Source organism: Candidatus Pelagibacter sp. HIMB1746 (genome assembly GCF_052047555.1).
Classification (GTDB): domain Bacteria; phylum Pseudomonadota; class Alphaproteobacteria; order Pelagibacterales; family Pelagibacteraceae; genus Pelagibacter.
Genome location: NZ_JBNAJZ010000003.1, coordinates 129,601 through 154,282, shown reverse-complemented (window position 1 = coordinate 154,282; position 24,682 = coordinate 129,601). Strand labels below are relative to the sequence as shown.

Annotated in this window: 28 protein-coding genes; 15 read left to right on the top strand and 13 right to left on the bottom strand. The window is 31.4% G+C overall.

What is annotated here, in order from left to right:
* Positions 1-30 precede the first annotated feature (30 nt).
* From aprB to ACTTBM_RS04815, 5 genes are all read left to right on the top strand, one after another.
* Positions 31-501: an adenylyl-sulfate reductase subunit beta gene (gene aprB / locus ACTTBM_RS04835; RefSeq protein WP_075506608.1), complete on the top strand. Its 471-nt coding sequence runs from the start codon at positions 31-33 to the stop codon at positions 499-501.
* Entirely contained in the window at positions 501-2,360 is a 1,860-nt protein-coding gene (gene aprA, locus ACTTBM_RS04830; RefSeq protein ID WP_262589350.1) for an adenylyl-sulfate reductase subunit alpha, read from the top strand. Before aprB ends, aprA begins: the two co-directional genes overlap by 1 nt.
* 27 nt (positions 2,361-2,387) lie before the next feature.
* Positions 2,388-2,738, top strand: a complete 351-nt coding sequence (locus tag ACTTBM_RS04825) for a hypothetical protein (RefSeq protein ID WP_075506610.1) — start codon at positions 2,388-2,390, stop codon at positions 2,736-2,738.
* Positions 2,739-2,804: 66 nt separating this feature from the next.
* Positions 2,805-2,939, top strand: a complete 135-nt coding sequence (locus ACTTBM_RS04820) for a hypothetical protein (RefSeq protein ID WP_440614490.1) — start codon at positions 2,805-2,807, stop codon at positions 2,937-2,939.
* 28 nt (positions 2,940-2,967) lie between these two features.
* The gene (locus ACTTBM_RS04815) at positions 2,968-4,047 is read left to right on the top strand and encodes a TSUP family transporter (RefSeq protein ID WP_440614489.1); all 1,080 of its coding nucleotides are present in this window, start codon (positions 2,968-2,970) and stop codon (positions 4,045-4,047) included.
* On the opposite strand, the gene ACTTBM_RS04810 is transcribed toward ACTTBM_RS04815, so the two are convergent.
* Genes ACTTBM_RS04810 through ACTTBM_RS04800 form a run of 3 tightly spaced genes read right to left on the bottom strand, consistent with a single transcriptional unit; the run spans position 4,044 to position 6,589 of the window.
* Complete coding sequence (locus ACTTBM_RS04810) at positions 4,044-5,117, bottom strand: YeiH family protein (RefSeq protein ID WP_440634932.1); 1,074 nt, start codon at positions 5,115-5,117, stop codon at positions 4,044-4,046. The genes ACTTBM_RS04815 and ACTTBM_RS04810 overlap by 4 nt on opposite strands.
* Positions 5,118-5,133: 16 nt before the next feature.
* A complete protein-coding gene (locus ACTTBM_RS04805) occupies positions 5,134-6,300 on the bottom strand; it encodes a UxaA family hydrolase (protein ID WP_075506613.1) in 1,167 nt (388 codons plus the stop codon).
* Between the two features lie 4 nt (positions 6,301-6,304).
* Positions 6,305-6,589, bottom strand: a complete 285-nt coding sequence (locus tag ACTTBM_RS04800) for a UxaA family hydrolase (RefSeq protein ID WP_440614486.1) — start codon at positions 6,587-6,589, stop codon at positions 6,305-6,307.
* Positions 6,590-6,705: 116 nt separating this feature from the next.
* On the opposite strand from ACTTBM_RS04800, the gene xsc reads away from it, so the two are divergent.
* Positions 6,706-8,490, top strand: a complete 1,785-nt coding sequence (gene xsc, locus ACTTBM_RS04795; protein WP_262589343.1) for a sulfoacetaldehyde acetyltransferase — start codon at positions 6,706-6,708, stop codon at positions 8,488-8,490.
* Between the two features lie 39 nt (positions 8,491-8,529).
* Positions 8,530-9,834, top strand: a complete 1,305-nt coding sequence (locus ACTTBM_RS04790) for an NAD(P)/FAD-dependent oxidoreductase (protein WP_440634931.1) — start codon at positions 8,530-8,532, stop codon at positions 9,832-9,834.
* Here the strand turns inward: ACTTBM_RS04790 and ACTTBM_RS04785 are convergent.
* The 3 genes from ACTTBM_RS04785 to ACTTBM_RS04775 are packed head-to-tail and all read right to left on the bottom strand — an operon-like array spanning position 9,831 to position 12,421.
* Positions 9,831-10,712 carry a DMT family transporter gene (locus ACTTBM_RS04785; protein WP_440634930.1) on the bottom strand — a complete coding sequence of 294 codons (882 nt, stop codon included), beginning with the start codon at positions 10,710-10,712 and terminating at the stop codon, positions 9,831-9,833. The genes ACTTBM_RS04790 and ACTTBM_RS04785 overlap by 4 nt on opposite strands.
* A 58-nt stretch (positions 10,713-10,770) precedes the next feature.
* Positions 10,771-11,547 (bottom strand): fumarylacetoacetate hydrolase, encoded by a 777-nt coding sequence (locus ACTTBM_RS04780; protein WP_440618535.1) that lies wholly within the window; start codon positions 11,545-11,547, stop codon positions 10,771-10,773.
* Positions 11,548-11,560: 13 nt separating this feature from the next.
* Positions 11,561-12,421, bottom strand: a complete 861-nt coding sequence (locus tag ACTTBM_RS04775; protein ID WP_440634929.1) for a DMT family transporter — start codon at positions 12,419-12,421, stop codon at positions 11,561-11,563.
* Positions 12,422-12,472: 51 nt separating this feature from the next.
* On the opposite strand from ACTTBM_RS04775, the gene ACTTBM_RS04770 reads away from it, so the two are divergent.
* Positions 12,473-13,072, top strand: coding sequence for a LysE family translocator (locus ACTTBM_RS04770; protein WP_440634928.1), 600 nt, complete (start codon positions 12,473-12,475; stop codon positions 13,070-13,072).
* On the opposite strand, the gene ACTTBM_RS04765 is transcribed toward ACTTBM_RS04770, so the two are convergent.
* Genes ACTTBM_RS04765 through ACTTBM_RS04750 form a run of 4 tightly spaced genes read right to left on the bottom strand, consistent with a single transcriptional unit; the run spans position 13,069 to position 16,803 of the window.
* Entirely contained in the window at positions 13,069-13,872 is an 804-nt protein-coding gene (locus ACTTBM_RS04765) for a M23 family metallopeptidase (protein ID WP_440634927.1), read from the bottom strand. The two genes, ACTTBM_RS04770 and ACTTBM_RS04765, sit on opposite strands and share 4 nt — an antisense overlap.
* On the bottom strand, positions 13,857-14,615 hold the full coding sequence (locus tag ACTTBM_RS04760) for an SDR family NAD(P)-dependent oxidoreductase (RefSeq protein WP_440634926.1): 759 nt from the start codon (positions 14,613-14,615) through the stop codon (positions 13,857-13,859). The genes ACTTBM_RS04765 and ACTTBM_RS04760 overlap by 16 nt, the downstream gene beginning before the upstream one ends.
* Positions 14,615-15,208, bottom strand: coding sequence for a TerC family protein (locus tag ACTTBM_RS04755; RefSeq protein ID WP_075506621.1), 594 nt, complete (start codon positions 15,206-15,208; stop codon positions 14,615-14,617). The genes ACTTBM_RS04760 and ACTTBM_RS04755 overlap by 1 nt, the downstream gene beginning before the upstream one ends.
* Entirely contained in the window at positions 15,208-16,803 is a 1,596-nt protein-coding gene (locus tag ACTTBM_RS04750) for a GMC family oxidoreductase (RefSeq protein ID WP_440634925.1), read from the bottom strand. The genes ACTTBM_RS04755 and ACTTBM_RS04750 overlap by 1 nt, the downstream gene beginning before the upstream one ends.
* Positions 16,804-16,943: 140 nt before the next feature.
* On the opposite strand from ACTTBM_RS04750, the gene ACTTBM_RS04745 reads away from it, so the two are divergent.
* The 5 genes from ACTTBM_RS04745 (at position 16,944) to ACTTBM_RS04725 (ending at position 22,548) form a co-directional block, all read left to right on the top strand.
* Positions 16,944-18,038 (top strand): TRAP transporter substrate-binding protein, encoded by a 1,095-nt coding sequence (locus tag ACTTBM_RS04745; RefSeq protein ID WP_262589327.1) that lies wholly within the window; start codon positions 16,944-16,946, stop codon positions 18,036-18,038.
* 71 nt (positions 18,039-18,109) lie between these two features.
* Positions 18,110-18,724, top strand: coding sequence for a TRAP transporter small permease subunit (locus tag ACTTBM_RS04740; RefSeq protein ID WP_440614476.1), 615 nt, complete (start codon positions 18,110-18,112; stop codon positions 18,722-18,724).
* On the top strand, positions 18,724-20,058 hold the full coding sequence (locus ACTTBM_RS04735; protein WP_440634050.1) for a TRAP transporter large permease: 1,335 nt from the start codon (positions 18,724-18,726) through the stop codon (positions 20,056-20,058). Before ACTTBM_RS04740 ends, ACTTBM_RS04735 begins: the two co-directional genes overlap by 1 nt.
* A gap of 26 nt (positions 20,059-20,084) precedes the next feature.
* Complete coding sequence (locus tag ACTTBM_RS04730) at positions 20,085-21,542, top strand: cytosine permease (RefSeq protein WP_440634924.1); 1,458 nt, start codon at positions 20,085-20,087, stop codon at positions 21,540-21,542.
* Between the two features lies 1 nt (position 21,543).
* Positions 21,544-22,548: an alcohol dehydrogenase catalytic domain-containing protein gene (locus ACTTBM_RS04725; protein ID WP_440634923.1), complete on the top strand. Its 1,005-nt coding sequence runs from the start codon at positions 21,544-21,546 to the stop codon at positions 22,546-22,548.
* Here ACTTBM_RS04725 and ACTTBM_RS04720 read toward each other — a convergent pair.
* On the bottom strand, positions 22,532-22,666 hold the full coding sequence (locus tag ACTTBM_RS04720) for a hypothetical protein (RefSeq protein ID WP_262589322.1): 135 nt from the start codon (positions 22,664-22,666) through the stop codon (positions 22,532-22,534). The genes ACTTBM_RS04725 and ACTTBM_RS04720 overlap by 17 nt on opposite strands.
* A gap of 75 nt (positions 22,667-22,741) precedes the next feature.
* Between ACTTBM_RS04720 and ACTTBM_RS04715 the strand changes: the two genes are divergently transcribed.
* A complete protein-coding gene (locus ACTTBM_RS04715; protein ID WP_440634922.1) occupies positions 22,742-23,392 on the top strand; it encodes a DUF3047 domain-containing protein in 651 nt (216 codons plus the stop codon).
* On the opposite strand, the gene ACTTBM_RS04710 is transcribed toward ACTTBM_RS04715, so the two are convergent.
* Positions 23,393-23,533: a hypothetical protein gene (locus tag ACTTBM_RS04710; RefSeq protein ID WP_440618523.1), complete on the bottom strand. Its 141-nt coding sequence runs from the start codon at positions 23,531-23,533 to the stop codon at positions 23,393-23,395.
* Positions 23,534-23,591: 58 nt separating this feature from the next.
* On the opposite strand from ACTTBM_RS04710, the gene ACTTBM_RS04705 reads away from it, so the two are divergent.
* Positions 23,592-24,005: a YbgC/FadM family acyl-CoA thioesterase gene (locus ACTTBM_RS04705; protein WP_440634921.1), complete on the top strand. Its 414-nt coding sequence runs from the start codon at positions 23,592-23,594 to the stop codon at positions 24,003-24,005.
* Here ACTTBM_RS04705 and ACTTBM_RS04700 read toward each other — a convergent pair.
* Entirely contained in the window at positions 24,002-24,682 is a 681-nt protein-coding gene (locus tag ACTTBM_RS04700) for a uracil-DNA glycosylase (RefSeq protein ID WP_440634920.1), read from the bottom strand. The genes ACTTBM_RS04705 and ACTTBM_RS04700 overlap by 4 nt on opposite strands.

The following is a 24,682-nucleotide window of genomic DNA, read 5'->3' as shown; positions in this document are numbered from 1 at the left end:
GATGAAATTAAAAAAGGAGAATAAATAATTATGTCAACTTTCGTATACATGACAAGATGTGATGGCTGTGGTCACTGTGTGGATATTTGTCCATCAGATATTATGCACATAGATGAAAATATCAGACGTGCAAAAAATATTGAACCTAACTTTTGTTGGGAATGTTATTCATGTGTAAAAGCATGCCCAAATCATGCAATTGATGTAAGAGGCTATGCTGATTTTGCTCCTATGGGTCATAGCGTTAGAGTTAGAAGAGAAGAAGAAAAAGGAACAATCTCATGGAAGATCAAATTTAGAAATGGAACAGAGAAAAACTTTGTTTCTCCGATTACTACAAAACCATGGGGTAAATTTATTCCAAAACTTGCTGAAGGTGACAAACCAAACCAAGGTGAGATTAATTCACAAAGACTTTATACTGAGCCAGAAGGTTTAAATATTGATGGTGAGTTACCATCAGTTCCAAAAGAGTCGTTTAAAAAAGGAGTTTACTACTAATGGCTAGACATAAGACACATTACGAGGATTGCGATATATTAGTTGTTGGTGGTGGTATGGCTGGAACAGGTGCTACGTTCGAAGCTAGACACTGGGGAAGAGATATGAAAATTGTTTGTGTAGAAAAAGCAAACATAGATAGAAGTGGAGCTGTTGCTCAAGGTCTTTATGCAATCAATTGTTACATGGGAATGCAATGGGGAGAAAATCAACCTGAAGACCATGTTAGATATGCAAGAAATGACTTAATGGGAATGGTTAGAGAAGATTTAGGTTACGACATGGCTAGACACGTAGACTCTACTGTTCACATGTTTGATGAATGGGGTCTTCCAATGATGAAAAATGAACAAACTGGAAGATATTTAAGAGAAGGTAAATGGCAGATCATGATCCATGGTGAAAGTTACAAACCTATTGTTGCTGAGGCGGCAAAAAAATCTGCTGACAAAATTTATAATAGAATAATGATCACTCATTTACTTATGGATGAGTCACAAGATAATAGAATTGGTGGAGCAGTTGGCTTCAACATGAGAACAGGTGATTTTCATGTTTTTAGAGCAAAAGCTGTAATAGTTGCAGCTGGTGGTGCTTCTCATATCTTCAAACCAAGAGCAGTTGGAGAAGGAATGGGTAGAACTTGGTATGCCCCTTGGAGTAACGGTTCAGCATATGCTCTTCCTATTGCTGCTGGAGCTAAAATGACACAAATGGAAAATAGAATTGTGTTATGTAGATTTAAAGATGGTTATGGGCCAGTTGGAGCTTATTTCTTACACTTAAAAACGTATACCCAGAACGCTAATGGGGAAAATTATGAGAAGAAATGGTATGATCAAACTAAAGAATTAGTTGGCGAATATATTGATCATCACCCAACACCTACTTGTTTAAGAAATCATGCTTTCATTCAAGAAGTTGCTGCTGGTGGTGGACCAATTCATATGGTTACAACTGAAGCTTTCCAAGATCCACATTTAGAAACAGTTGGTTGGGAGAACTTCTTAGGAATGACTGTTGGTCAAGCTGTAGTATGGGCGTCTCAAAACATTGATCCTAAATACACAAATCCTGAATTAACAACTTCAGAACCTTATGTAATGGGTTCACACGCTACTTGTTCAGGAGCTTGGGTAAGCGGTCCTGAAGATTTATCTCCACCAGAATATTTCTGGGGTTATAACAGAATGCTTACAATTGATGGTTTATTTGGTGCTGGAGACACTGTGGGTGGAAGTGCTCATAAGTTTTCATCTGGATCTTTCACAGAAGGTCGATTAGCTGCTAAAGCTGCTGTTAAGTATATCGAAGATAAAAAAGCTGAAGGAGTAAAGGTTTCAGACAAACAATGTGAGGATTTCAAAGCTATGGTTTACAAACCACTTGAAAACTTCACTGTTGCACAAAACGAAATCACTGGTGGAACTGTTTCTCCTAGCTATATATCACCAATCCAAGGTCTACAAAGACTACAGAAGATTATGGATGAATATGTAGGTGGAATTACATCTAATTATATGACTAATGGCAATATGTTAAAAAGAGGCCTTGAATTACTTGAATGGCTTCAAGAGGATCTTGAGCATGTTGGTGCTGAGGATTATCACCAATTGATGAGAGCTTGGGAGTTGAAACATAGAGCTTTAACTTCTCAGTGTGTAACTGAACATACTTTATTTAGAGAAGAAACTAGATGGCCAGGATACTATTATAGAGGAGATCATATGAAACTTGATGATGATAATTGGCATTGTCTGACAGTTTCTAGAAGAGATCCAAAAACTGGTAAATTTAGTATGGAGAAGGTTCCGGTCTACCACATCGTGGATGAGAACGAGAAGAAAAAAGCTTCTTAAGATACTTTAATTAGAATTAGACAAGTAATGGATATTTTATCAAAAAAAGATGATGAAATATATGAGTTGGCTAAACCTATTTGGTTCAACTTGGTAAAATCATCAAACCTTAAAGATTATGGTGGATTTACTAGAGATTTTTCAACTCAGATGCTCTTTGGAGCCAATGAAGTAGAGCTTGGAAAACAATGGGCTAACAATAAGCTTATCACTAATCTTCATGAAACGTTCGAGCCTTTTGGGTGTCTTAGAAGAGGAGAGCATATAACCGTTCTGATAAAACAGACCAACAAAGAAATACCAGGAGAATTTTTGGGAAGGTTAGTTTTAGGTGTTGAGGATGAAATGGTTAAAGTTTTTGGTGCAACGATCTATTAAAAAAAATTTATCTAATTTTTAAAATAATATTTGACAATTTGTTCTTTGGGTGTATTGACGCACTTAATGCAAATTTCTAACGTAAAAATTTTCAATAAACTAACCAGCTTAAAAGTTTCTTTAATGAAAACAGGTATATTTTTAAGTCTAGCTGCTTATTGGGGAGTTATTATAGTTGGAACTTTTATTACTTTTAACTAAGTTGTTTTTAAACAATTTATTTATTTAAATGGATGTATTTTTACCCATCGCTCAAGTTTTTGTTAATCCAATAGAAATTCTTATATTAAGCGCAATCGTTGGTGTCCTTTCCGGATTGTTTGGAGTAGGTGGCGGTTTTTTAATGACGCCTTTTTTAATTTTTTTAGGAATTCCTCCTGCATACGCAGTTGCAAATGAAGCAAACAATATCTTAGCCACTTCAGTTTCTGGTTCAACAACACATTATCTAAAAAATACTTTAGATTACAAAATGGGTTTAATGATTGTCATTGGTGGCGCTATAGGTACCTCATTAGGAATTTTTACCTTTTCTTATTTTAAAGGTATTGGAAAAATTGATACCGTAATCTCTTTAGCTTACATGTATATTTTAGCAATCATTGGATCTTTAATGTTAGTCGAAAGTCTTGGTGAAATAGATAAAGCTAAAAGAAACGTTTTAGTTAAAAAAAAATTACATGTTCATTATTGGATCCATGGTCTTCCTTTAAGAATGAGATTTCCAAAATCAAAATTATATGAAAGTATTTTTACTCCAATAGTTATTGGTTTAGTAGTTGGTTTTATTGCTGCAATAATGGGAATAGGTGGAGCATTTATATTAGTGCCAGCAATGATTTATATAATTAAAATGCCAACTAAACTTGTTCCTGGAACTTCATTATTTGTTACTATTTTTGTTAGTGTAATTGTTACTTTCCTGCATTCATTTAATTATGGTTCGATTGATTTACTTTTAGTTTTTCTACTTGTTATTGGATCAATAATTGGTGTTCAGATTGGACAAAAATTAGGAGAGAAAATTGATAGCTCAGGATTACGAGCATTGATGGCTATTTTGATTTTAGCAGTTGGTATTGCAATTGCTTATGATTCATTTTTTGCAGATCATGATACAAATGCAACAACCACTTCTGCAATTTCGGATTTAAATTTTTTCTCACAATTTATTTTAGATTTTTCTAATGAGATGCCATTCTTTTATGGATTATTTTCAATTATGTTTGCAATATTTTTAGGTGTAGCAGCAGCGTTTATTAGAAGATTTTTTTCAAATCTTAAAAAACAAATTTTGTTGAAATCTTAATTGAATAAATAAAGATACAAATCAATAGTCCCCAAACAAACAATTCCAACAGTAGCCATTCCAATAAATCCTACCACAAAAGGTTTATACCCCATATCTTTTATATCTCTTAAATTGGTAGACATACCAATTGCTGCCATTGCCATTGTTAGGAATATTTTTGAAAAAGACTTAATACCATCCACAGTGTTAAACCAAAGTTCACTGTTGTTTGAAATAAAAAGTTGATCACCAACATTTCGAACAATAATCATTGCAACAAAACCTAGTACAAAATAAGGAAAAATATCAATTATTGAGTATTTTTTTTCTTTAGCTTGTCCTCTGTTATAAAGATAAGCAAATAATGGTATCATTATAATCAAAAAAGTATTTCTGATTAGTTTAGTAACTGTTGCTACATTTAAAGTCTCTGGACTATTGAATTGCTGATCATAGATCAATCCTGCAGCTGCTACTTGCGCTGTTTCATGTATAGAAGTTCCTAAAAACAAACCGATTAGAAGTGGTTCACCATTAAAATAAAAATTTGCAAAGTATGGGTAGATCAACATTGAAAGAATTCCAAACAAAGTGATGTTTGCAATTGCGTAAGATATCTCATTTTTTTTGGCACCAATTACAGGTGCAGTTGCCATGATTGCTGTTGTTCCACAAACTGTACTGCCAATTGATATTAAATAAGCCATTCTTGTTGGGATTTTTAATTTTTTAATTAAAAGTTTAATTACTGCTAATACACTTACAATACAAATTACAATTAAAGGAATAGCAATTGCACCAAATTCAAGAAACTCAAAAGGTTTTAATTGAATACCTAAACAAATTATTCCAAGTTTTAAAATATTTTTTTGAGTAAAATCTAAACCCCTTTTGAAACTTTCTCTTATTTTAAAAATGTTTCCAAAGAACATTCCTAATAGGATAGCTATCATTGCAGTGGATATAGGACTTTTTTCGTATCCTAATAATTCAATACCAATAATATTATTAAAGCCTTGAGATAATGTGTAGAGAACAAACGCAAGTATAATACCAGGTAAAAGTACCAGGTACTTATTTTTAGCCATAAAGTAGGATTTTTAATTAAGCACTTCTGTAAAGCTTAGTCATTACAAATTCTCTATGACCTAAAGCTTCAGCACAAGTTAACCTTCCATTAGCTGTTCTAATAGTTGCTTTAATTAGTTCATCACCAGCTTGATCCAAATTCATTTCTCTAGAAAGTATTTTAGAAACATCGCAGTCGATATGTTCTTTCATGCTGACTGCTGTTAATGGGTTGGCTGTTAATTTTACAACTGGTTCAATTGGGTTTCCAATAATATTTCCTTGTCCTGTTGGGAATAAGTGAATATTAAAACCGCCAGCGGCTTGCAAAGTAACACATTCTGCTGCAGCTGAAGAAGTATCCATAAAATATAACCCTGGACCTTTTTGTGGTTCTTCAGCAGGTGTTAAAACATCTACAAATTGTCTTGATCCTATTTTTTGGAAATTACCAAATGCTTTTTCTTCAATTGTAGTCAGTCCTCCAGCAATATTTCCTGCAGTGGGTTGGCTTTCTGATAAATCATCTGTTGCTTCTTTTAAAATGAAATCATTATATTCATTCCATGTTTTTTTAAACTTTTCTTGTGCTTCTGGAGTTTTACCTCTTTTTTCACAAACAGTTTCAGCACCTGTAAGTTCTGAAGTTTCACCAAAACATAAATGAACTCCTAATGGCTCTAATTTATCCATTAAATTTCCAACTGTTGGATTAGATGCAAGACCTGAAGTAGTGTCAGACTCTCCGCATTTTACTGAAATCCAAAGATCACTTATTGGACACTCTTCTCTTTGTTTTTCAGAAGCCCACATTGAAAATTCTTGAGCTTTTTTTGAAGCTTTCATGATTGTTTCAATGTCACCAGCACCCTCAATACTAAAACCTTCAACAGGTTTTCCAGTTTTTGCTACTTCATCAACAATTCTTTTAGTCCATTTAGGCTCAATGCCAATAATTATAGCAGCAGCAACATTCGGGTTTTTTGCTGTACCTATCATTGTTCTAAAATGTAACTCTAAATCAGCACCAAACTGTAATCTTCCATACGAGTGAGGTAACGCAATTGTGCCTTTAATATTGTTTGCGACAGCTTCTGCACAAGCATTTGAAATATCATCAACAGGCAAAATGATTACATGATTTCTTGTTCCAGCTCTGCCATTTTCTCTTTTATAACCTAAAAAACTTTTTGGGATTTCCATATTACTACCACTTCTTTGTTTTAACGTTGTGAACATGTACGTGTTCACCTTTTTTGATTGATTTTACTACTTTACCAATATCATGACCGTATTTAATAATAGTGTCACCTTCATTTAAATCGTTCATTGCAATTTTGTGTCCTAGAGGGATTTCATCTTCAGATTGAATGTTAACTGTCTTGTCATTTTCCATAATCCAGCAAGAGCAGTCCTGTTTTGGAGTGATTTTTTCAATAACAACTACTCCTACGTTGTCTTTTTCGTCGTGTATAATGATGTCTGTAGCCATAATGTTGTGTCGAATTGTTTGTTTGAAATTTAGGAAATCTTATATATTAATCGCGAAAATTGACAAACGAATTTTATAAATTCTTAATAATTATACTTTAGAGGGGTTCTAGTCTTATGACAAAAATGACAACAGAAGAAGCTTTTGTAAAAGTTTTACAAATGCACGGCATTGAGCACGCTTTTGGAATTATCGGTTCTGCTTTTATGCCAATATCAGATATTTTTCCTGATGCAGGAATTACTTTTTGGGATGTAGCCCATGAAACAAATGGTGGTTTAATTGCTGATGGTTACACAAGAGCTACAGGTAAAATGTCTATGGTCATTGCACAAAACGGACCAGGAATAACAGGACTAGTAACTCCAATTAAAACTGCATATTGGAATCACACGCCTCTATTATTAGTAACACCACAAGCTGCAAATAAAACTATGGGCCAAGGTGGTTTTCAAGAAGTAGAACAAATGAACCTGTTTAAAGACATGGTTTGTTATCAAGAAGAAGTTAGAGACCCATCAAGAATGGCAGAAGTTCTAAACAGAGTAATTGAAAAAGCTATAAGAGGCTCAGCCCCTGCACAAATAAACGTTCCAAGAGATTATTGGTGCCAGGTTATTGATATTGATTTACCACCAATTGTAAGATTAGAAAGACAAGGTGGAGGTAACGACGCTGTTTCTAAAGCTGCTGATTTATTATCTAATGCAAAATTTCCAGTAATACTTTCAGGTGCTGGTGTTGTTATTGGTGGAGCTATTGATGCTACTAAAAATCTTGCTGAAAAATTAGATGCACCAGTATGTTCTGGTTATCAACATAACGATAGTTTTCCAGGAAGCCACCCATTAGCAGTAGGACCTTTAGGTTACAATGGTTCTAAAGCTGCAATGGAATTAATTTCAAAAGCCGATGTTGTTTTAGCACTAGGTACAAGATTAAATCCATTTTCAACTTTACCAGGATATGGAATTGATTATTGGCCAAAAAATGCAAACATCATTCAGGTAGATATTAATCCTGATAGAATTGGTTTAACAAAAAAAGTAACAGTTGGAATTAGTGGTGATGCAAAATTAGTTGCAGAGCAAATTTTAGCAAAACTATCTTCGAACGCAGGAGATACTGATAGGCAAGCTAGAAAAGATTTAATTCACCAAACAAAATCTGCATGGTTGCAAAAACTTTCAAGTTTAGATCATGAAGATGATGATGAGGGAACAGTTTGGAATAAAGAGGCTAGAGAAAGAGATGCAGACAGAATGTCACCAAGACAAGCTTGGAGAGCAATTCAATCTGGTATGCCTGATGATGTAATTATTTCAAGTGATATTGGTAATAACTGCGCCATTGGTAATGCTTACCCAACTTTTGAAAAACCAAGAAAATATTTAGCCCCAGGTTTATTTGGACCTTGTGGTTATGGATTTCCATCTATACTAGGTGCAAAAATTGGTTGCCCTGATACTCCAGTAATTGGTTTTGCGGGAGATGGCGCTTTTGGAATTAGCATGAACGAAATGAGCTCATGTGCAAGAGAAGAATGGCCTGCAATTACAATGGTAATTTTTAGAAATTATCAATGGGGTGCAGAAAAAAGAAATACCACTCTATGGTTTGATAATAATTTTGTTGGAACTGAGTTAGACCCTGAATTAAGTTACGCTAAAGTTGCTGATGCATGTGGTTTAAAAGGTGTAACCGTTAGAACTATGGAAGAAACAACAAATGCAATCAAGCAATCTTGTGAAGATCAAAAGAAAGGAATTACAACATTTATAGAAGTAATTCTTAACCAAGAACTTGGAGAACCATTTAGAAGAGATGCGATGAAGAAACCGGTAAGAGTTGCTGGTATCAACAAAGCAGATATGAAGAAACAACCTTCATTAAACTCTTAAAATCTTTTAAAAATTTATCAATTATCGTAAAGTCACTTCATGGAAGTGACTAACGATAATAGCTGTAGTTGGATTAATGATCTTAATCCAAGAACAAACATCAAGTCTCTTCTATCAAACGATGAGTGTGATTGGTTAATAATAGGTGCTGGTTACACAGGTCTGTCTGCTGCAAGAAAATTAGCTCAAATAAATTCAAATTTAAAAATTATACTAGCAGATGCCCAACTAGCAGGTGAGGGTGCTAGTGGAAGAAATTCTGGTTATTTGGTTGATACAACTTTGAACGATGGTTTTACATCAAATAAAGAACTGCAAAATTACAAAAAGAAAGCTGATATTTATTCATTAGGAATAGATGTAGTAAAAAAATTTATTAAAGAATATCAAGTAGATTGTGATTGGAATGAATGTGGTAAATATTTTGCTTCATCAAAAATTGAAGATAAAAAAATTTTAGAAAATTTTTCAAATACATTATCTAAGTTAGGCTTTGAACACAGCTTATTAAGAAACAAAGAATTGTCTGAAAAATTAGGTACTAGTTTTTATAATATCGGACTTTACACAAACGGTGGTATTCTAATACATCCAGGAAAATTAGTTAGAGCAATGATTGATGCTCTTCCTACTAATGTTTTTTTGTATGAAAATTCTTGTTTATTAAATTGGAATAAAAATAAAGATTTCATTTTTTGTAATTTCAAAAATGGAATAATTAAATCAAAAAATATTATTTTTGCTACGAATGGTTTCTTAAAATCACTAGGGATAAAATCAAATTATAATTTTCCTATTACATTAACTGCGAGCATGACAAGAAGATTATCTGATGAAGAATTTAAATCTATTGGTGAACCAAAAGAATGGGGCGTACTACCTGTTAGGCCAATGGGTGCAACAATTAGAATGACAAAAGATAGAAGAATTTTGATAAGAAATACAGCAGAAGTCCACAATCCATTTGGTATGTCAAATTCCACTCTTAAAAAAAGATCTTTCAATCAGAAACTTGGAATACAAAAAAGATTTCCACAATTACCCAATGATATAATTAAATCATCTTGGTCTGGAATAGTATCAAGAACAAGAAATAGTTCTCAAATATTTGAAAAAATTGATAGTAATATTTTTGCCGCTGGTTGTTATAACGGTTCAGGTATTGGTGTAGGAACTTTATTTGGTGAACAAATTGCTCTTAAAGCGATTAATGAAAGTACTAGTGAAATAAAAACAATAGAAGCGAGGAATAAACCTACTTGGTTACCACCGCAACCATTTTTAAATTTAGGAATAAAAACTAGATTAGTTTATGAACGTTTGAGAGCTAAATCAGAAATCTAATTAATTCTAATTTTTTGATTTATCACAAGAACAGCGCCAATGATTAAAATCGGAAGACCCATTATTAGATCATATTGCCATTCTAAATTTTCAAATATTGTTGAAATAATTAATGCTAATACGGGCATTACAACACCAACATAACCAGCTCTTCCAGGTCCAACTTTTTCAAGTAACTTTAAATAAGATACAAAAGCAAATATTGAACCAAAAATTGAAAGATAAAGCAGTGAAGAGATGTAGCTAAAACTAGTTTCAAATAATAATTCAGCTCCTCTAAATTTTGTAATTATCAGTGTAACAATTGAACCATAAAACATAGCATATGCTATTGTTTGTATTGGAGGAAAATTATTATTTAAGTTTCTTTGGTGAACCATATTACCTGTTGATGCACTAAATGTTCCAATCAAAGCTAGAAACAATCCTATATGAGTTCCTTCGCTAAAACTAAAATTGAAAATTTCATCATTAAAAATTATCAAAATACCCACCATACCAATTGATGCTCCAATTAAAGTTTTTATAGAAGGTTTCTTTTTAAAATAGAAGGTTTCACCAACTATATTCATTATTACCACAGTTGAAAATACAATTGCTGGAAAAGCACTAATCAAATAAGTGTTAGACAAATAGAAGAAAACATAATTCACCGAATACAAACAAATTCCAAAAAACAAAAACCAAAAATGCTGATTAATTGAAAATTGTAATTTTTCTTTTTTAATTATTAAAAAAATAAAGATTATAAATGAAGCTATTAAAAATCTATAAAATACAGATACCAGTGGATCAACATAGCCTAATTGAAATTTAATTAGATACCAGGTGGGTGACCAACAAAAAAGAGTGATTATAAAAAGAAAAATATTATTCATGATTAGCTAATTTTTACACACGTATTCTATGAATAAAATTATCCTTCTGATTATAATATTATGAAATAACTGCTCTTACAGACCCAAGTTTATCAATTTTTGCTGTATATGTTCCTTTTTTTATAATAGGCACAACCCCAACTGTGGATCCTGTAAAAACATAAAAATCTTTGTCTAAATTAATTTTATCTTTTTTAACTTTATTTAAAACAAATCTTAATGAATTTATTGGATTTACATAAACAGCATTTGTGTTTCCATCTACACTTTGCTTAGCTTTTTTATTTGAAATATTTGTTTTTAAATTACCTATGTTAATTTTTTTAAATTTTTTCTTTTGACCAATTAAAAATTTGATATTACCTCCAAAGTCACTACTTAAATCTCCAAAAGAAGTAATACCTTTTCTTTTTTGCCTATATCCAACTACTTCGATACATGGTGCCATGTGTGAAATATATTTAGTTACGTTACTATTTGTGAGCTTACCTTTTGAAGTGAAAAAAGTTTTTTTGATTAAATAACAAACTTCAAGTTCGATTCCTAAAGCATATTTATTTATTTTTACTTTCTTTCCACTTTTTATTAAGTTTTTTTTGAAAACAGATGCAATAAAAGGCTCTTTTTCTTTTAATTTTTTCATTAACGGAATGCCAGTTCCACCAGCTTTAAAACCTATTGTTGGATCTTTTATTTTGCTTTCACATAATTTTCTAAATTTGTCCGCCTCAGTAAGTTTTTTTGTAAATCTACTAGGTATAGAAGAGATAATTTTATTATTAAGAAAAGCATTAACTAATTTATCTGAAATTTTATCTTTAAGTGTTTTTGTCATAAGAATTTTTAATTTATTTTTTTGATGTTTGATTAATAACAAATATTCCTGAAGTTGTAATTATTATTGCACCTATAATAGTAAATAAATCTGGAACATCATCATAGAAGAAAAAACCAAAAATTATTGCCCAAAAAATTAAAGTATAATGAAATGGTTGTATTATGCTAGCTCTTGCATTTTTAAGTGCTAATATTTGGAAGTATATACCTAATGAAAAAAATAAACCAATTGGCACAAAGAAATATAAAGAATTAAAATTAACAGGTTGCCAAAAATTAATCGCCATTATTGAGGTTATAACAATCCCAACTAAAGAAGAGTAGAACAAGGATACTTCAGGAGCATCATATTCAGTTATTTTTTTTGTTGCGATTTGATAAAGACCCAGAAAAAAAGCTGCTAGCAATGGAATAAAAGAATTTACACTAAATACATCAGATGCAGGTCTAATAATTATTAAAACTCCAATAAAACCTATAAAGATTGCTATCCAAGTTTTGATTGATACTCTTTCATTTAAAATAAATACAGATAATGCAACTATAATTATAGGTGCTAGTGCACCTATGCTATGAGCGTTAGCTAAAGACAAGTGTTTAAAAGATAAAACAAAAAAACCAGATTCTAAAATAGATAGTAGACTTCTTATAATTTGAAGTTTTAAATTATTAGATCTATAAAAATTATTATTGTTAGCTCTTTTTGCTTCCATCAAGCCTAACAAAAGCACAAAAGTATATTTGATAAATAATAATTGAAAAATAGAGTAATGAATAACCGCAGTTTTTTGAATTGCATCAAGGATTGAAAATGAAAAGTAAGCAATTATTGCAAAAATAATTCCCAGTGTTTCTCTTGATTTAAATTTCATTTTTTTTGTTTTAATTTTATTTCAAGTTGTTATTGATTAATTCAGACTGTCATGGATTTTGTATTACTATATTTTGTTATAGCAAGTTTTTTAATAGTGATAGTGCCTGGCCCCACTGTTAGTCTGATCATTGCTAATTCTTTAAGATCTGGTGTAAAAGCAGGATTATTAAATGTTTTTGGTACCCAAGTTGGCGTTTTAATTTTGTTATTTTTGTTAGCCCTTGGATTTGAAATAGTTTCTCCTTTTCTAGAAGTGATTATTAATTATGTAAGAATTCTAGGTTCGATTTATTTAATTTCACTTGGAGTAATTGCAATTAAGTCAGATATTGATTTAAACAAAACTCAAGTAACTAAATTTGAAAAAAAATATTTTCTCCAAGGATTAATAGTGATTTTAACTAATCCAAAAATATTTTTGTTCCTTGGTGCATTTATTCCTCAATTTATTAATATAAATGAACCTGTTAGTTATCAGATAATTTATTTTGGAATTATCTTTATAATAGTAGCTACAATATTTGATAGCTCATATGCATTTGTATTTGGCAAGTTTAGAGAATTCATAGCATCAAAATATTTAAAAGTTTTAAATAAAATTGGCGGATTTATATTAATTCTAGTTGGTATTTGGATGTTTTTTTATTAATTTTCCAAAACAGACATTGGATCCAATCTAGTTTGAAACCAATTAATTCTAAAATCAAGATGAGGTCCAGTTGATCTACCTGTCGATCCGACGGTTCCAATAATATCTCCTTGATTAATTAAATCTCCAACAGAAACTAAAACGTTTTCTAAATGTGAATAAATTGTTGATATACCATGACCATGATCCATAATGACTGTACCCCCGGTATAATATAAATCATCTTCAGCCATTGTAACTTTACCTGAGCCTGATGATTTAATCATTGTTCCTTGTTTCGCAGCAATATCAATTCCGTAATGTGGCCATCTAGGTTTACCGTTTAAAATTCTTTGACTCCCATAAACACCACTAATTATTCCTTCAACAGGCATTATAAATTTTTGCTTAAAAAACTGTAATTCAGAATTAATTTCTCTTGCTTCGCCAATTGCATTATTTTCTTTTTTAATTCTTTTATAGACTGACTCGGGTGGGGTTACTTTGCTTTCTTCTAAGCCATCTATTCTTTGGATGTTGTATTTTCTTTTTAAAACTTTTTTGGTTATTGTATTTTTTTTTCCATCAAAGATTTTTGTAAAAGTAAGATCATATTTTTGATCTCTATCAATACCAAAAACGAAAAAACCATCCTTTGATACTCTTACTTCTTTTTTTCCAACAATTATCTTTGCACCAGGATTTGTTTTTCCTAAGATAAAATGACCTTGTAAGAATTTACCTTGAAATTCTATCGCGTTTGCAGTTGAAAAAAATAAGAAAAATATTAAAAAAAATCTATTTATTACTGAGCTGTCCATCCACCATCTATTATAATTGATGTTCCAGTTATCATTGAGGAAGCAGGTGAGGCTAAGAAACAAACTGTTGTCGCTACATCGCTTTCAGTTGCTGCTTTTCCCATTGGAATATTTCCAAGTGCTAGTTTTTTAAATTTTTTATTTTTAAAGAAATTTTTAACCATTGGAGTTTCAACAAACGTAGGAGCTACTGTGTTAACTCTTATATTTCTTTTAGCTAACTCTACACCCATACCTTTTGTCAAACCTTCAATCCCAAATTTAGTCATATTGTAAACATTTCTCCCACCCATACCTACATGACCTAATTGAGAAGACATATTAATAATAGAGCCAGGTCTCTTTTTATTTTTAAGCATTTTCTTAACTACTAATTGCGCAACGTTAAATGCAGCTTTTAGATTTAAATCTACCAAGTAGTTCATACTTTTTTGTTTAATTTTTTCAAAAGGTTCAGGAATATTAGTTCCAGCATTGTTTACTAAAACATCAATAATTTTGATTTTTTCTAATTTTGTTTTTAGATCTTCATAATTCATTACATCGCAAGGAACTTTAATTACTTTACCTTTGATTTTTTTAATATTTTTTTCTAATTTATTTAAATCAGATGGAGTTCTGCTTAATGCTATTACTGTTGCTCCAGCTTCAGCTAGTGCGATAGAACAAGCTCTCCCAAGTCCTTTACCAGCACCAGTAACTAGTGCGTACTTATTTTTAAGATTAATTTTTTGAAGATACATTAAAAGAATATTATTTTAATATCTGTATAAATCAACTCAACAGCTACTATTAATATTGCCAATAACCCAACCCATGCAATCCATTTGTATTTTTTTATCCATCCAGAAATTAATGTTGCAGCAGTTGCCATTAAAACAATCGATAGAACCAATCCAAATACAAGTAATCCATAATGATCACCTGCAGCACCAGCAACACCTAAAACATTATCTAAACTCATTGTAAAATCAGCAAGTAAAACAGTCCAAATTGCTTTTAAAAAACTTGAGTTGTCTACTTTTATATCTTCCTCTGAATCTGAGCCTTTGATTACATCAACATAAAGTTTGTAAACAATATAAAGGAGTAAAATTCCCCCAATAAGCCTTAGTCCTGTAATTTGTAACAAATAAGCTGTAAGTAACGTTAATATTATCCGTAATATTACTGCACCACCAATTCCCCAAAATATAACTTTCTTCCTTTGTTCAACTGGAAATTTTGAGGCTACCATTCCAATTATAATGGCATTGTCACCAGCTAACACTAAATCAATAAAAATTATTTGTGTTAAAATAGCAATTTGTTCGGGAGTAAAAAATTCTGCAAACATTATTGTTGTAGTATCATGTCAGCACCTTTTTCTGCAATCATAATCGTAGGTGCATTAGTATTTCCTGAAGTAATGTTAGGCATTATTGATGCATCAATAACTCTAAGATTTTCTATTCCTCTTACTTTTAATTTTTCATCAACTACTGACATCTCATCTTGTCCCATCTTACATGTACCAACAGGATGAAAGATGGTTTGTGCAAAATTTGATGCTTCTTTCACCAATTCCTCGTCATCATCAATATGAATACCAGGTCTATATTCCTCAGGTGTATATTTTTTAAAAGTTTCAGATTCCATTATAATTTTTCTTGTTAATTTTAATCCTTTAGCAGCAATCATTCTATCGTGATCAGTTGATAGGTAGTTTTGTTTTATTTTTGCGTAAACACGCGAGTCTTTATCAACAATACTTACGTGACCTCTACTTGTAGGTCTTATATTTGAAACAGTTGGAGTAAACGCGTGAAAATCATGATTTTTTGTAGCTCCCAAAGTATCCATACTCATTGGCTGAACGTGCCATTGTAAATCTGGTAATTCTAAAGAAGGGTCACTTTTTGCAAACATACAAAGCTGACTTGCTCCCATAGTCATTGGACCACTTCTTTTAAAAACATACTCTAATCCGATAAGCAAATTTCCAAACAAGCTATTAATTTTTTTGTTAAGAGATTTTAAACCGTTAATTTTATAAATAGGTCTTAACATTAAGTGATCGTGTAGATTTTCACCTACACCATTTAAATTATGAACCATATCAATTCCTAAATTTTTTAGTTTTTCTGGATTTCCAATTCCTGACACTTGCAATATTTGAGGAGAACCGATTGCACCAGAAGAAACTATAACTTCTCTATTTGCTTCAGCTGTTTTCAATTCATTATCTTGCCAATAATCAACTGATTTTGCCTTTTTATTTTCAAAGTTAATTTTTTTAACATGAGCGTGAGTAATAATTGTTAAATTTTTTCTATGCTTAACAGGGTTTAGATAACCAACAGCAGTACTGCATCTAAATCCATCTTTTTCTGTTACTTGAAAATAACCACAGCCATGATTGTCTCCTGTATTAAAATCTTTTGTTTTTGGTACACCAAATTCCTCAGCTGCGTTCTGAAACTCATCTAATAGAGGAAGATGTATTCTTTGATCTGAGACAGAGAGAGGTCCACCAACTCCATGATATTCACTTTTGCCTCTTTCTTGATTTTCTGCTTTTATAAAATAGGGCAGAACATCATCCCAACCCCAGCCAGTATTTCCAAGCTGTCTCCAAATATCATAATCTCTGTGTTGTCCTCGGATATATAAAAGTCCATTGATAGAAGAGCTTCCTCCTAAAGTTTTTCCACGGGGATAACGTATTGAAATATTATTCATGCTTTCATCTGGTTCTGTCTTGTAGCACCAGTCAGTATTAGGGTTGTGCATTGTTTTAAAATAACCAACTGGAATATGGATCCATGGATAATTATCTTTACCTCCAGCCTCAATCAAAAGAACTTTGTGTGAAGGATTTTCTGATAGCCTATTTGCTAAAACACAGCCCGCTGATCCAGCTCCTAGTATAATGAAATCAAAATTATTCATAAATTAGAACTCTTATAAATTAAAAAAATTATATTTCTAACAAATCTGTTAAAAATTTTAAAATATACCAATATTAACACTTGTTTTAGTTTTCATTCTTTGACACAGTTTCGACTTTAAAAATAAAGAGAGGGAAACAAATGAAAAAAATCATTTCAATGTTATTTGCAGTTGCAATGGTGTTTGGATTCATTTCAAACGCTAATGCTGCAAAAACACTAAAATGTCAGACAGTTCTTAACACAAAAGCTGATGAAGTTAAGATGTTAAAGGATTTTACTGACACAGTAACAGCGTTAACTGGTGGATCTCTTAAGTTTGAAATTATGCCAGCTGGAGCTGTTGTTGGTGTAAAAGAAACTTTAGATGCAGTTGACAAAGGCCTAATCGATTGTGGTTTCGCATGGACTCACTATTGGTCAGGTGACCATCCTGCAGCTATGCTATTCGGTTCTCCAGTAGCTGGTGGTGGTGTTGGTATTGACAACATTGCATTCTTATCATGGTTCCAGTATGGCGGTGGAAAAGAGTTATACGACAGACTATGGAAAGAAATGGGAAGAGACATCAAAGGATTTATGATTCAACCAGTTGGACCAGAAGCTTTAGGTTGGTTTCCAAAACCAATTAAAGATATGGCTGACTTTAGAAAATATAAGTTCAGAACTCCTCCAGGAATTCCAGGACAAACATATAAAGACATCGGTATCGCATCTGTAGCTATGGGTGGTGGAGATATTCTACCAGCTTTAGAAGCAGGAACAATTGATGCTGCTGAATGGTGTTGTCCAAAACCAGACTTAACGTTTGGTTTCCAAAAAGTATTAAAGCACTATTACCTACAAGGTTTACACCAAGTAGTCGTAAATGCTGACTTTTATATAACTGGAAAAACTTATAACGCTATGAGCGATCATGAGAAGAAGTCTCTTGAAGTTGCAGCTAATGCATCATTAGCTAAATCTTTAAGTTACAGAATCTATGAAAATGGTAAAGCTTTAAGAGAGCTTACTGAAGTTCATGGAGTTAAATTAGAGGACACACCTTCTGATTACTTCACAGAATACATGGCTGCAGCTAAGAAAAGTTTGGAAACAAACGCTGCAAACAATGCATTCTTTGCAGAAGTATGGGACTCTATGAAAGAATTTGCTGATATAGCAGTTCCTTTCTGGAGTGGTGCTCAAATGTCTAATGCGAAGCTAGGAATGGCTCACGCAGCAACATTAAAGTAATCCAATAATTAATCTATAATTCAATTAGAGCGGACTTAATTGTCCGCTCTAATTTTTCTAACAAAATTTTTATGGCTGAAGAACCAACTAAACTAGATATATCAGATGAAATGATAGCCGAAAGGCGAGGTGGTTCAGGAAAGATGCCAAATGACATGCCATCATGGATGGCAAGTTCTATTGTAAATATTGATAAATTTAGCAAATGGATAGGTAACGTTGTTTGTTGGATACTGATGCCACTTATCTTTGCTATGACTTATGAAGTTTTAGCAAGAAAACTTTTTCATGCACCTACAATATGGGCTTATGACATAAGTCGATTTTTATACGGTGCACTATTCATGTTAGGCGCAGGTTATGCGCTTTCAAAAGGTGTTCATATAAGAGCAGATTTTTTATACAGAAATTTCAAAACAAAAAACCAAGGGACGATTGATTTTTGGTTATATATTTTATTTTATTTCCCAGGACTAATTGTCTTTCTTTATATGACAATTGGTTATGTAGGTGAATCTATTCAAAGAGGTGAAAGAGGAATGGATACTACATGGATGCCTTATATGTGGCCAATTAAAACTTGTTTATTGGTTGGTATAGTATTTTTATTAATCCAAGGTATTTCAGAATTATTAAAAAGTTATTGGGCTGCTACTAGAGGAAAATGGCCAGGAGAAGATGAATAATGTTAGCTGAATTTATAGATCCAGCATATTTAGGTTTTATTCTGGTTGGAGTAATGCTTTTTGCAATCTTCGTAGGATTTCCTATTTCATTTACACTTATATTTTTAGGTTTTGTATTTGGATATTTAGGGTTTGGAAAATTGGTCTTTTATTTAATGACGCTCCAATTTTCGATGGTCATGACCGAACAAACCCTCGCCGCCGTCCCGCTCTTTGTCTTTATGGGTATTATGATGGAGCAGGCAGGTTTGATGGAAAGATTATTCTCATCATTTCAAATGATGCTAGCAAGAGTTAGAGGAGCTTTATATTACGCTGTTCTTTTTGTTTCAGTTATTTTTGCTGCAGCAACAGGGATTGTTGGTGCTTCAGTAACTATACTCGGTATCATGGCAGCAAAATCAATGAATAGATCTGGCTATGATGTTAGACTTGCTGCAGGAACGATAACAGCTGGTGGTACTTTAGGGATTTTAATACCTCCAAGTATCATGCTTGTTGTTATGGGACCAATTATGGAAATTCCAGTTATTGATTTATTTGCGGCTGCTATAATTCCAGGAATTCTTCTAGCAAGTTTATATGCTGGATACACAACAATAAGATGTATGATCAATCCTAAATTGGGACCTGTAATTCCTGAAGAGATGAGAGCTGCTAGTATGAAAGAAGTTTGGATTGAATTCTTCTTAGGTTTAGTTCCACCAGCAGCGTTAGTTTTTGCAGCATTAGGAAGTATACTTTTTGGTTTTGCAACTCCAACAGAAGCAGCTGGTTGTGGTGCAATGGGAGCTTTACTACTTTCTTTAGCATACAAAAAATTAACTTTTTCAAAACTTCAAGAAGCTCTTGTTAAAACTTTAGAGATAACTGCATTAATAATGGTTTTAGTTGCTGCATCAAACTTTTTTGGTGCTGTTTTTGCAAGACTAGGTACTCCAACTTTATTAACTGAATTCTTGTTAGGTTTAGACATGAACAAATATTTAATATTAGCGATTGTAATGGTTGCAATATTTTTATTAGGTTGGCCTTTAGAGTGGGTACCAATCGTAATGATTATTGTGCCAATTATTTTACCATTGATAGAAGCTCTTGGCTTTAATCTTACTTGGTTTGCAATATTAGTTGCCGTCAATCTCCAGACCGCCTGGCTGTCCCCACCAGTGGCATTGTCTGCGTATTTTTTAAAAGGGGTGGTGCCTGAATGGGATTTAAAAGATATTTATTATGGAATGATGCAATTTATGGTGCTTCAAATAATTGGTTTGGTTTTAATTATAATATTTCCTAAAATTGCACTTTGGTTACCAACTCTCCTATATGGACAGTAGAAATTATTAGTTTAAAATAATTTCTAGTGAATCAACCTAAAGTTAAATACTCCCTATCAAATTGGGATTTAGTTTCAGTAAATCCAAATTATAAAACTTGGAATTGGAAAGACCTTTTTTGTTACTGGGGAGTTAATGTACAAAGTGTAATTGGTTTTTCTCTAATTGCCTCACTTTATATAATGTACAATCTAAACACCTTTGTGGTTTTAATAGGAACTTTATTAGGTTCATTTTTTGTTTATTTATTTGCTAATTTTATTGGAAAACCTTCACAAAAATTTGGATTACCTTTTGTAGTTTTGTTGAGATCTTCTTTAGGATTTAATGGAGCGAAATTTTTTGGATTAATCAGAAGTTTGGTTGGAATTTTCTTATTTGGAATTCAAACTTATTTTTTATCAAAAATTTTAACTTATCTTATTAGAATATTACTTTTCACTATCGATGAGTCATTGTTAGTACAAGATATATTTATTTTTTATTTTTTTGGTTTAAATATTATAGATTGGTCATCAATTTTAATTGTAATTATTTTTCAAACATTTTTGTTTAGTATTGGTGCTCAATATAATAAAAAAATAATAAATTTTTCAGCAATCAGTGTTTATGTAGGAATTATTGTTTTTTTCTTCCTTGTTTTTTTAAGTGATGTCAAATTAACATCAAAAGCCTTTGTAAATATTTTTAATACCAAAAACTTTTTTGATCTTAATAATTTATTACCACTTTTAACTGTAGCAGGAACTGTCTTTGCTTATTTTTCAATATTAATAATTAGTTTTGGGGACATTTCTAGGAATGTTAAAAATACTAAAGAGTTGGGTAAAGGGAATTTAAGTTTGCTTATTAATTTAATTATTTTCTCTTTTTTCTCTATATTTATTGTTGCCGGATCAGATGCACTTTTAAATCAAAAATTTTCAGACATAGACAGAATTTTTACTAATCCCACTGATATAATTGGCAAATATGACAATATTCAAATAACTACATTGGTACTATTTTTTATCGTAATTGCTTCAGCATCCACGAATTTAGTAGCCAATTATATTCCATCTCAATATTCACTAATAAATTTTGTTCCAAATAAATTATCTTTAAGGAGTGCAAGTTATATAATTTCTTTTCTCGGTTTGTTGGTAGCTATTTTTTGGCTTACAATTTTGAGTCAAATAGGCATCTTATCTTTTATAGATACATTTGGTGCATTTTTTGGTCCATTATTTGGAGTAATAGTTGCTGACTATTATCTGATCAATAAACAAAGCTTAAGTAACAAAGATTTGTATTCAGTAGAAAAAGAAAGTAGTTACTATTATTCAAGAGGGTGGCATATCAAAGGTGTTTACTCAGTATTTCTAGGTTTTATTTTTTCAGCATCAACAATTTGGAACACAAATTTAATGTTTTTACAGTCTTATGCGTGGTTAATTGGTGCATTTGTAGCCTGGATAACGTATTACTTGTTGGCAAAAAAATAATATGAAAGCTTTAGTATATACTGGAACACAAGAATTAGTTTACAGAGACGAACCTAATCCAATTGAAGTTTCGGGAGAAAGTATTTTAAAAATCCATGCTTCAGGAATATGTGGTTCAGATATGCATGCGTATCATGGACATGATGAGAGAAGAATTCCTCCATTAATATTAGGCCATGAAGTTAGTGGTGAAGTTCAAAATGGTAAATTTAAAGGTAAAGACGTTGTTTTAAATCCTCTAATAACTTGTGGTAAATGTGAATACTGTACAAGTGCTAGAGAACATCTTTGCCCTCATAGAATTATATTAGGAATGAGCAAACCAATTGAAAGACAAGGTGTTTTTGCTGAATTTGTCTCAACACCAGACACAAATATTTATGAAATCCCAGATGGATTAGATAAAAATGAAGCGCCAGTAGCAGAGCCAACTGCAGTTTCTTTGCATGCAGTATTAATTGGTGAACAATCTTTAAAAAAACCTTTATCTGAATGTAAAATTTTGATCCAAGGTGGTGGTGCAATAGGATTATTATGTGGTTTAATTTTATCTAAAATTAAAAATAGTGAAAATATAATTCTCTCTGATCCTAATAAATTGAGATTGAATGAGTGCTCAAAATATTTAGATGCAAAATATGTTGCACCAGACCATAACGAAATAGAAACTAATAAATTTGATATTGTATTTGATACAGTAGGTTTAGAAATTTCAAGACAGCAAGCTATTGAAGTAGTGAAACCAGGTGGATCAATTATACACATAGGCTTAACTCAGCCAGCTGGAACCTTTAATTTTAGAAAAATGACACTTCAAGAGGTGACCGTAATAGGAACTTATTGTTATACCAATAAGGATTTTGAGCAAACTTTAGCAATATTAGCTAACAAAGAGATAGGTTCTCTAGATTGGATTGAATTTAGGGATTTAAAAAATGGTGGTGATGCCTTTAAACAAATTCATGATGGCACCTGTGTTGCACCTAAAATTATACTGATACCTTAGAATTAGAATTTAATTTTATAGCTCTAGAACTACCCATTTTGAGTTCATTAGACATAATTGGTGCAGATATCATTATTGACCAATAAATTAAAAGTAAAAAAATTGAAATTGTTTTCATATCATTTAATTAAAAATTAATTCTGATTTTTGCATGTTTAAATCTTGTCTAAATAATGTATTAAGAACTTAAATTATGAAAATATTTTTTAAACTTATCTCAATTTTTTTGATTTCAATTAGCTCAGTTTTTGCAAATGAAGTTGTAGTTTTTGAGTTTACAGAAGCAGAACTTTCAGAATTAACTGTCAGAAAAGTAAGGGGAGCAAAGAACGAGACAAAATATACTGTTGGGAAAAATGAAAATGGAAATTTTCTTAAGGCTGTTGCCGACAATGCAGCATCTGGTCTTGGCAAAGAAGTTAAAATTGATCTAAACAAGACTCCTTTTATAAATATTACATGGAAAATTGAGCAAGATTTATCTGGAATTAAAGAAGATACAAAGAAAGGCCATGATTTTGCAGCGAGGGTTTTTGCTGTTAAAAAAACAGGTGCAACACCATTATCAAACAGAGCAGTTAACTATGTGTTTTCAAGCAATAATGATGTTGGACAAAGTTGGCCAAGTCCATACACAAAAAAATCTATAGACAATGTTATGGCCACAACCAAAACTAATTTAGATGAATGGGTAACAGTTAAATCAAATGTAAAAGAAGATTTTAAGAAATTCCACGATTTAGATTTAGACGAATTAGATGGTTTAGCAGTTATGGCGGATACAGATAATTCTAAAATGAAATCTGTGGCTTATTTTCAAAACATTTATTTTTCAGCAAATTAATTAAAGTTTAGTATATTTTTTTAGCCCCATACTCAGGATTGACAGTATGATTGCTACAATTACGTCTTCTATTGGAGTAGCATTAGGAACACCAAAGTTCCATAAAATTACTCCAATTAACCAAATTATATAAACTTTCATTGCAGTTATTATATCTTAGTTTGTATAAAAATTTCTCATTATTTGATATTAATGAACAATGCATAAAACTTTTAGCCATAATGTTAAAATTTACTATGAAGATACCGACTCTGGAGGAGTAGTTTATTATGCAAATTATTTAAAATACTTAGAAAGAGCAAGAACAGAAGCCCTATTAACTATTGGTTTAAGTAATTTAAAAATTAAAGAAGAGTTTAACTCTTTAATAATCGTTAAGTCATGCAATATTGAATATAAAAAATCAGCATACTTAGAAGATAATTTAACAATAAAATCTTTTATCTCCTCTTTATCAAAAACCTCTTTTGTAATGGATCAGTCAATTTACAGAGATGATTTATTAATTGTGGATGCAAAAATACATTTAGTATTTGTAAATACAATCGGAAAACCTATAAAAATTCCTGAGATAGTTTTAAATAACTTTGAGCCTTATATTTTAAAAAACTAAATAACTGTTTCTCTTTTTATTTTTTTGAAAAAATTAACTATCATTTTTTCAGATATTAATTTTGTATTTACATTTCTAGGACTTGGATGATAACAAGCGTACAATCTGATTTTATTTGATAAATCATAACATTTCCCATGCTTAAAAGTATACTTTCCATTTAATTTATTCTTACTTTTGTAATATTTAATACAATTATCAAAAGCAACTTTACCTAAAGCAACAATTGTTTGGATTTTGCTTAAAGTTTCAATCTCATTTTGAAAATGATTTGAGCAATTTGATAATTCTTCATTTGTTGGTTTGTCACCAGGAGGAACACATTTCAGTATATTGGTTATAAAAGTTGATTTTAATTCCAATCCATCATTTAAATTTTCTGAATAAGGTAGATTAGAAATATTTGCTTTTTTTAAACAAGAAAACAAGAAGTCGCTTGATTTGTCTCCAGTGAAAGGTCTTCCCGTTCTGGTTCCCCCATGTGCAGCTGGCGCTAAACCTAAAATTAATAATTTCGAATTTATCTTACCAAATCCAGGAACTGGTTTACCCCAATAAGTTTCGTTAATATTTTGTTTTCGTTTTACAGTAGATATTTTTTTAATAAAATTAATTAATCTAGGACATTTTCTACATTTAATAATTTTCTTATTAAGTTGTTTTAATTTATTATTCAT

Coding starts and splice junctions, on each gene's coding strand:
- ACTTBM_RS04705 (WP_440634921.1), top strand. CDS start 23,592: ATGCATAAAACTTTTAGCCATAATGTTAAAATTTACTATGAAGATACC.
- ACTTBM_RS04720 (WP_262589322.1), bottom strand. CDS start 22,666: ATGAAAACAATTTCAATTTTTTTACTTTTAATTTATTGGTCAATAATG.
- ACTTBM_RS04775 (WP_440634929.1), bottom strand. CDS start 12,421: ATGAAATTTAAATCAAGAGAAACACTGGGAATTATTTTTGCAATAATT.
- ACTTBM_RS04725 (WP_440634923.1), top strand. CDS start 21,544: ATGAAAGCTTTAGTATATACTGGAACACAAGAATTAGTTTACAGAGAC.
- ACTTBM_RS04760 (WP_440634926.1), bottom strand. CDS start 14,615: ATGTATCTTCAAAAAATTAATCTTAAAAATAAGTACGCACTAGTTACT.
- ACTTBM_RS04765 (WP_440634927.1), bottom strand. CDS start 13,872: ATGGACAGCTCAGTAATAAATAGATTTTTTTTAATATTTTTCTTATTT.
- ACTTBM_RS04700 (WP_440634920.1), bottom strand. CDS start 24,682: ATGAATAATAAATTAAAACAACTTAATAAGAAAATTATTAAATGTAGA.
- ACTTBM_RS04800 (WP_440614486.1), bottom strand. CDS start 6,589: ATGGCTACAGACATCATTATACACGACGAAAAAGACAACGTAGGAGTA.
- ACTTBM_RS04805 (WP_075506613.1), bottom strand. CDS start 6,300: ATGGAAATCCCAAAAAGTTTTTTAGGTTATAAAAGAGAAAATGGCAGA.
- ACTTBM_RS04745 (WP_262589327.1), top strand. CDS start 16,944: ATGAAAAAAATCATTTCAATGTTATTTGCAGTTGCAATGGTGTTTGGA.
- ACTTBM_RS04740 (WP_440614476.1), top strand. CDS start 18,110: ATGGCTGAAGAACCAACTAAACTAGATATATCAGATGAAATGATAGCC.
- ACTTBM_RS04770 (WP_440634928.1), top strand. CDS start 12,473: ATGGATTTTGTATTACTATATTTTGTTATAGCAAGTTTTTTAATAGTG.
- ACTTBM_RS04825 (WP_075506610.1), top strand. CDS start 2,388: ATGGATATTTTATCAAAAAAAGATGATGAAATATATGAGTTGGCTAAA.
- ACTTBM_RS04815 (WP_440614489.1), top strand. CDS start 2,968: ATGGATGTATTTTTACCCATCGCTCAAGTTTTTGTTAATCCAATAGAA.
- ACTTBM_RS04750 (WP_440634925.1), bottom strand. CDS start 16,803: ATGAATAATTTTGATTTCATTATACTAGGAGCTGGATCAGCGGGCTGT.
- ACTTBM_RS04710 (WP_440618523.1), bottom strand. CDS start 23,533: ATGAAAGTTTATATAATTTGGTTAATTGGAGTAATTTTATGGAACTTT.
- ACTTBM_RS04715 (WP_440634922.1), top strand. CDS start 22,742: ATGAAAATATTTTTTAAACTTATCTCAATTTTTTTGATTTCAATTAGC.
- ACTTBM_RS04790 (WP_440634931.1), top strand. CDS start 8,530: ATGGAAGTGACTAACGATAATAGCTGTAGTTGGATTAATGATCTTAAT.
- xsc (WP_262589343.1), top strand. CDS start 6,706: ATGACAAAAATGACAACAGAAGAAGCTTTTGTAAAAGTTTTACAAATG.
- ACTTBM_RS04810 (WP_440634932.1), bottom strand. CDS start 5,117: ATGGCTAAAAATAAGTACCTGGTACTTTTACCTGGTATTATACTTGCG.
- ACTTBM_RS04735 (WP_440634050.1), top strand. CDS start 18,724: ATGTTAGCTGAATTTATAGATCCAGCATATTTAGGTTTTATTCTGGTT.
- ACTTBM_RS04785 (WP_440634930.1), bottom strand. CDS start 10,712: ATGAATAATATTTTTCTTTTTATAATCACTCTTTTTTGTTGGTCACCC.
- ACTTBM_RS04755 (WP_075506621.1), bottom strand. CDS start 15,208: ATGTTTGCAGAATTTTTTACTCCCGAACAAATTGCTATTTTAACACAA.
- ACTTBM_RS04820 (WP_440614490.1), top strand. CDS start 2,805: ATGCAAATTTCTAACGTAAAAATTTTCAATAAACTAACCAGCTTAAAA.
- aprA (WP_262589350.1), top strand. CDS start 501: ATGGCTAGACATAAGACACATTACGAGGATTGCGATATATTAGTTGTT.
- ACTTBM_RS04780 (WP_440618535.1), bottom strand. CDS start 11,547: ATGACAAAAACACTTAAAGATAAAATTTCAGATAAATTAGTTAATGCT.
- aprB (WP_075506608.1), top strand. CDS start 31: ATGTCAACTTTCGTATACATGACAAGATGTGATGGCTGTGGTCACTGT.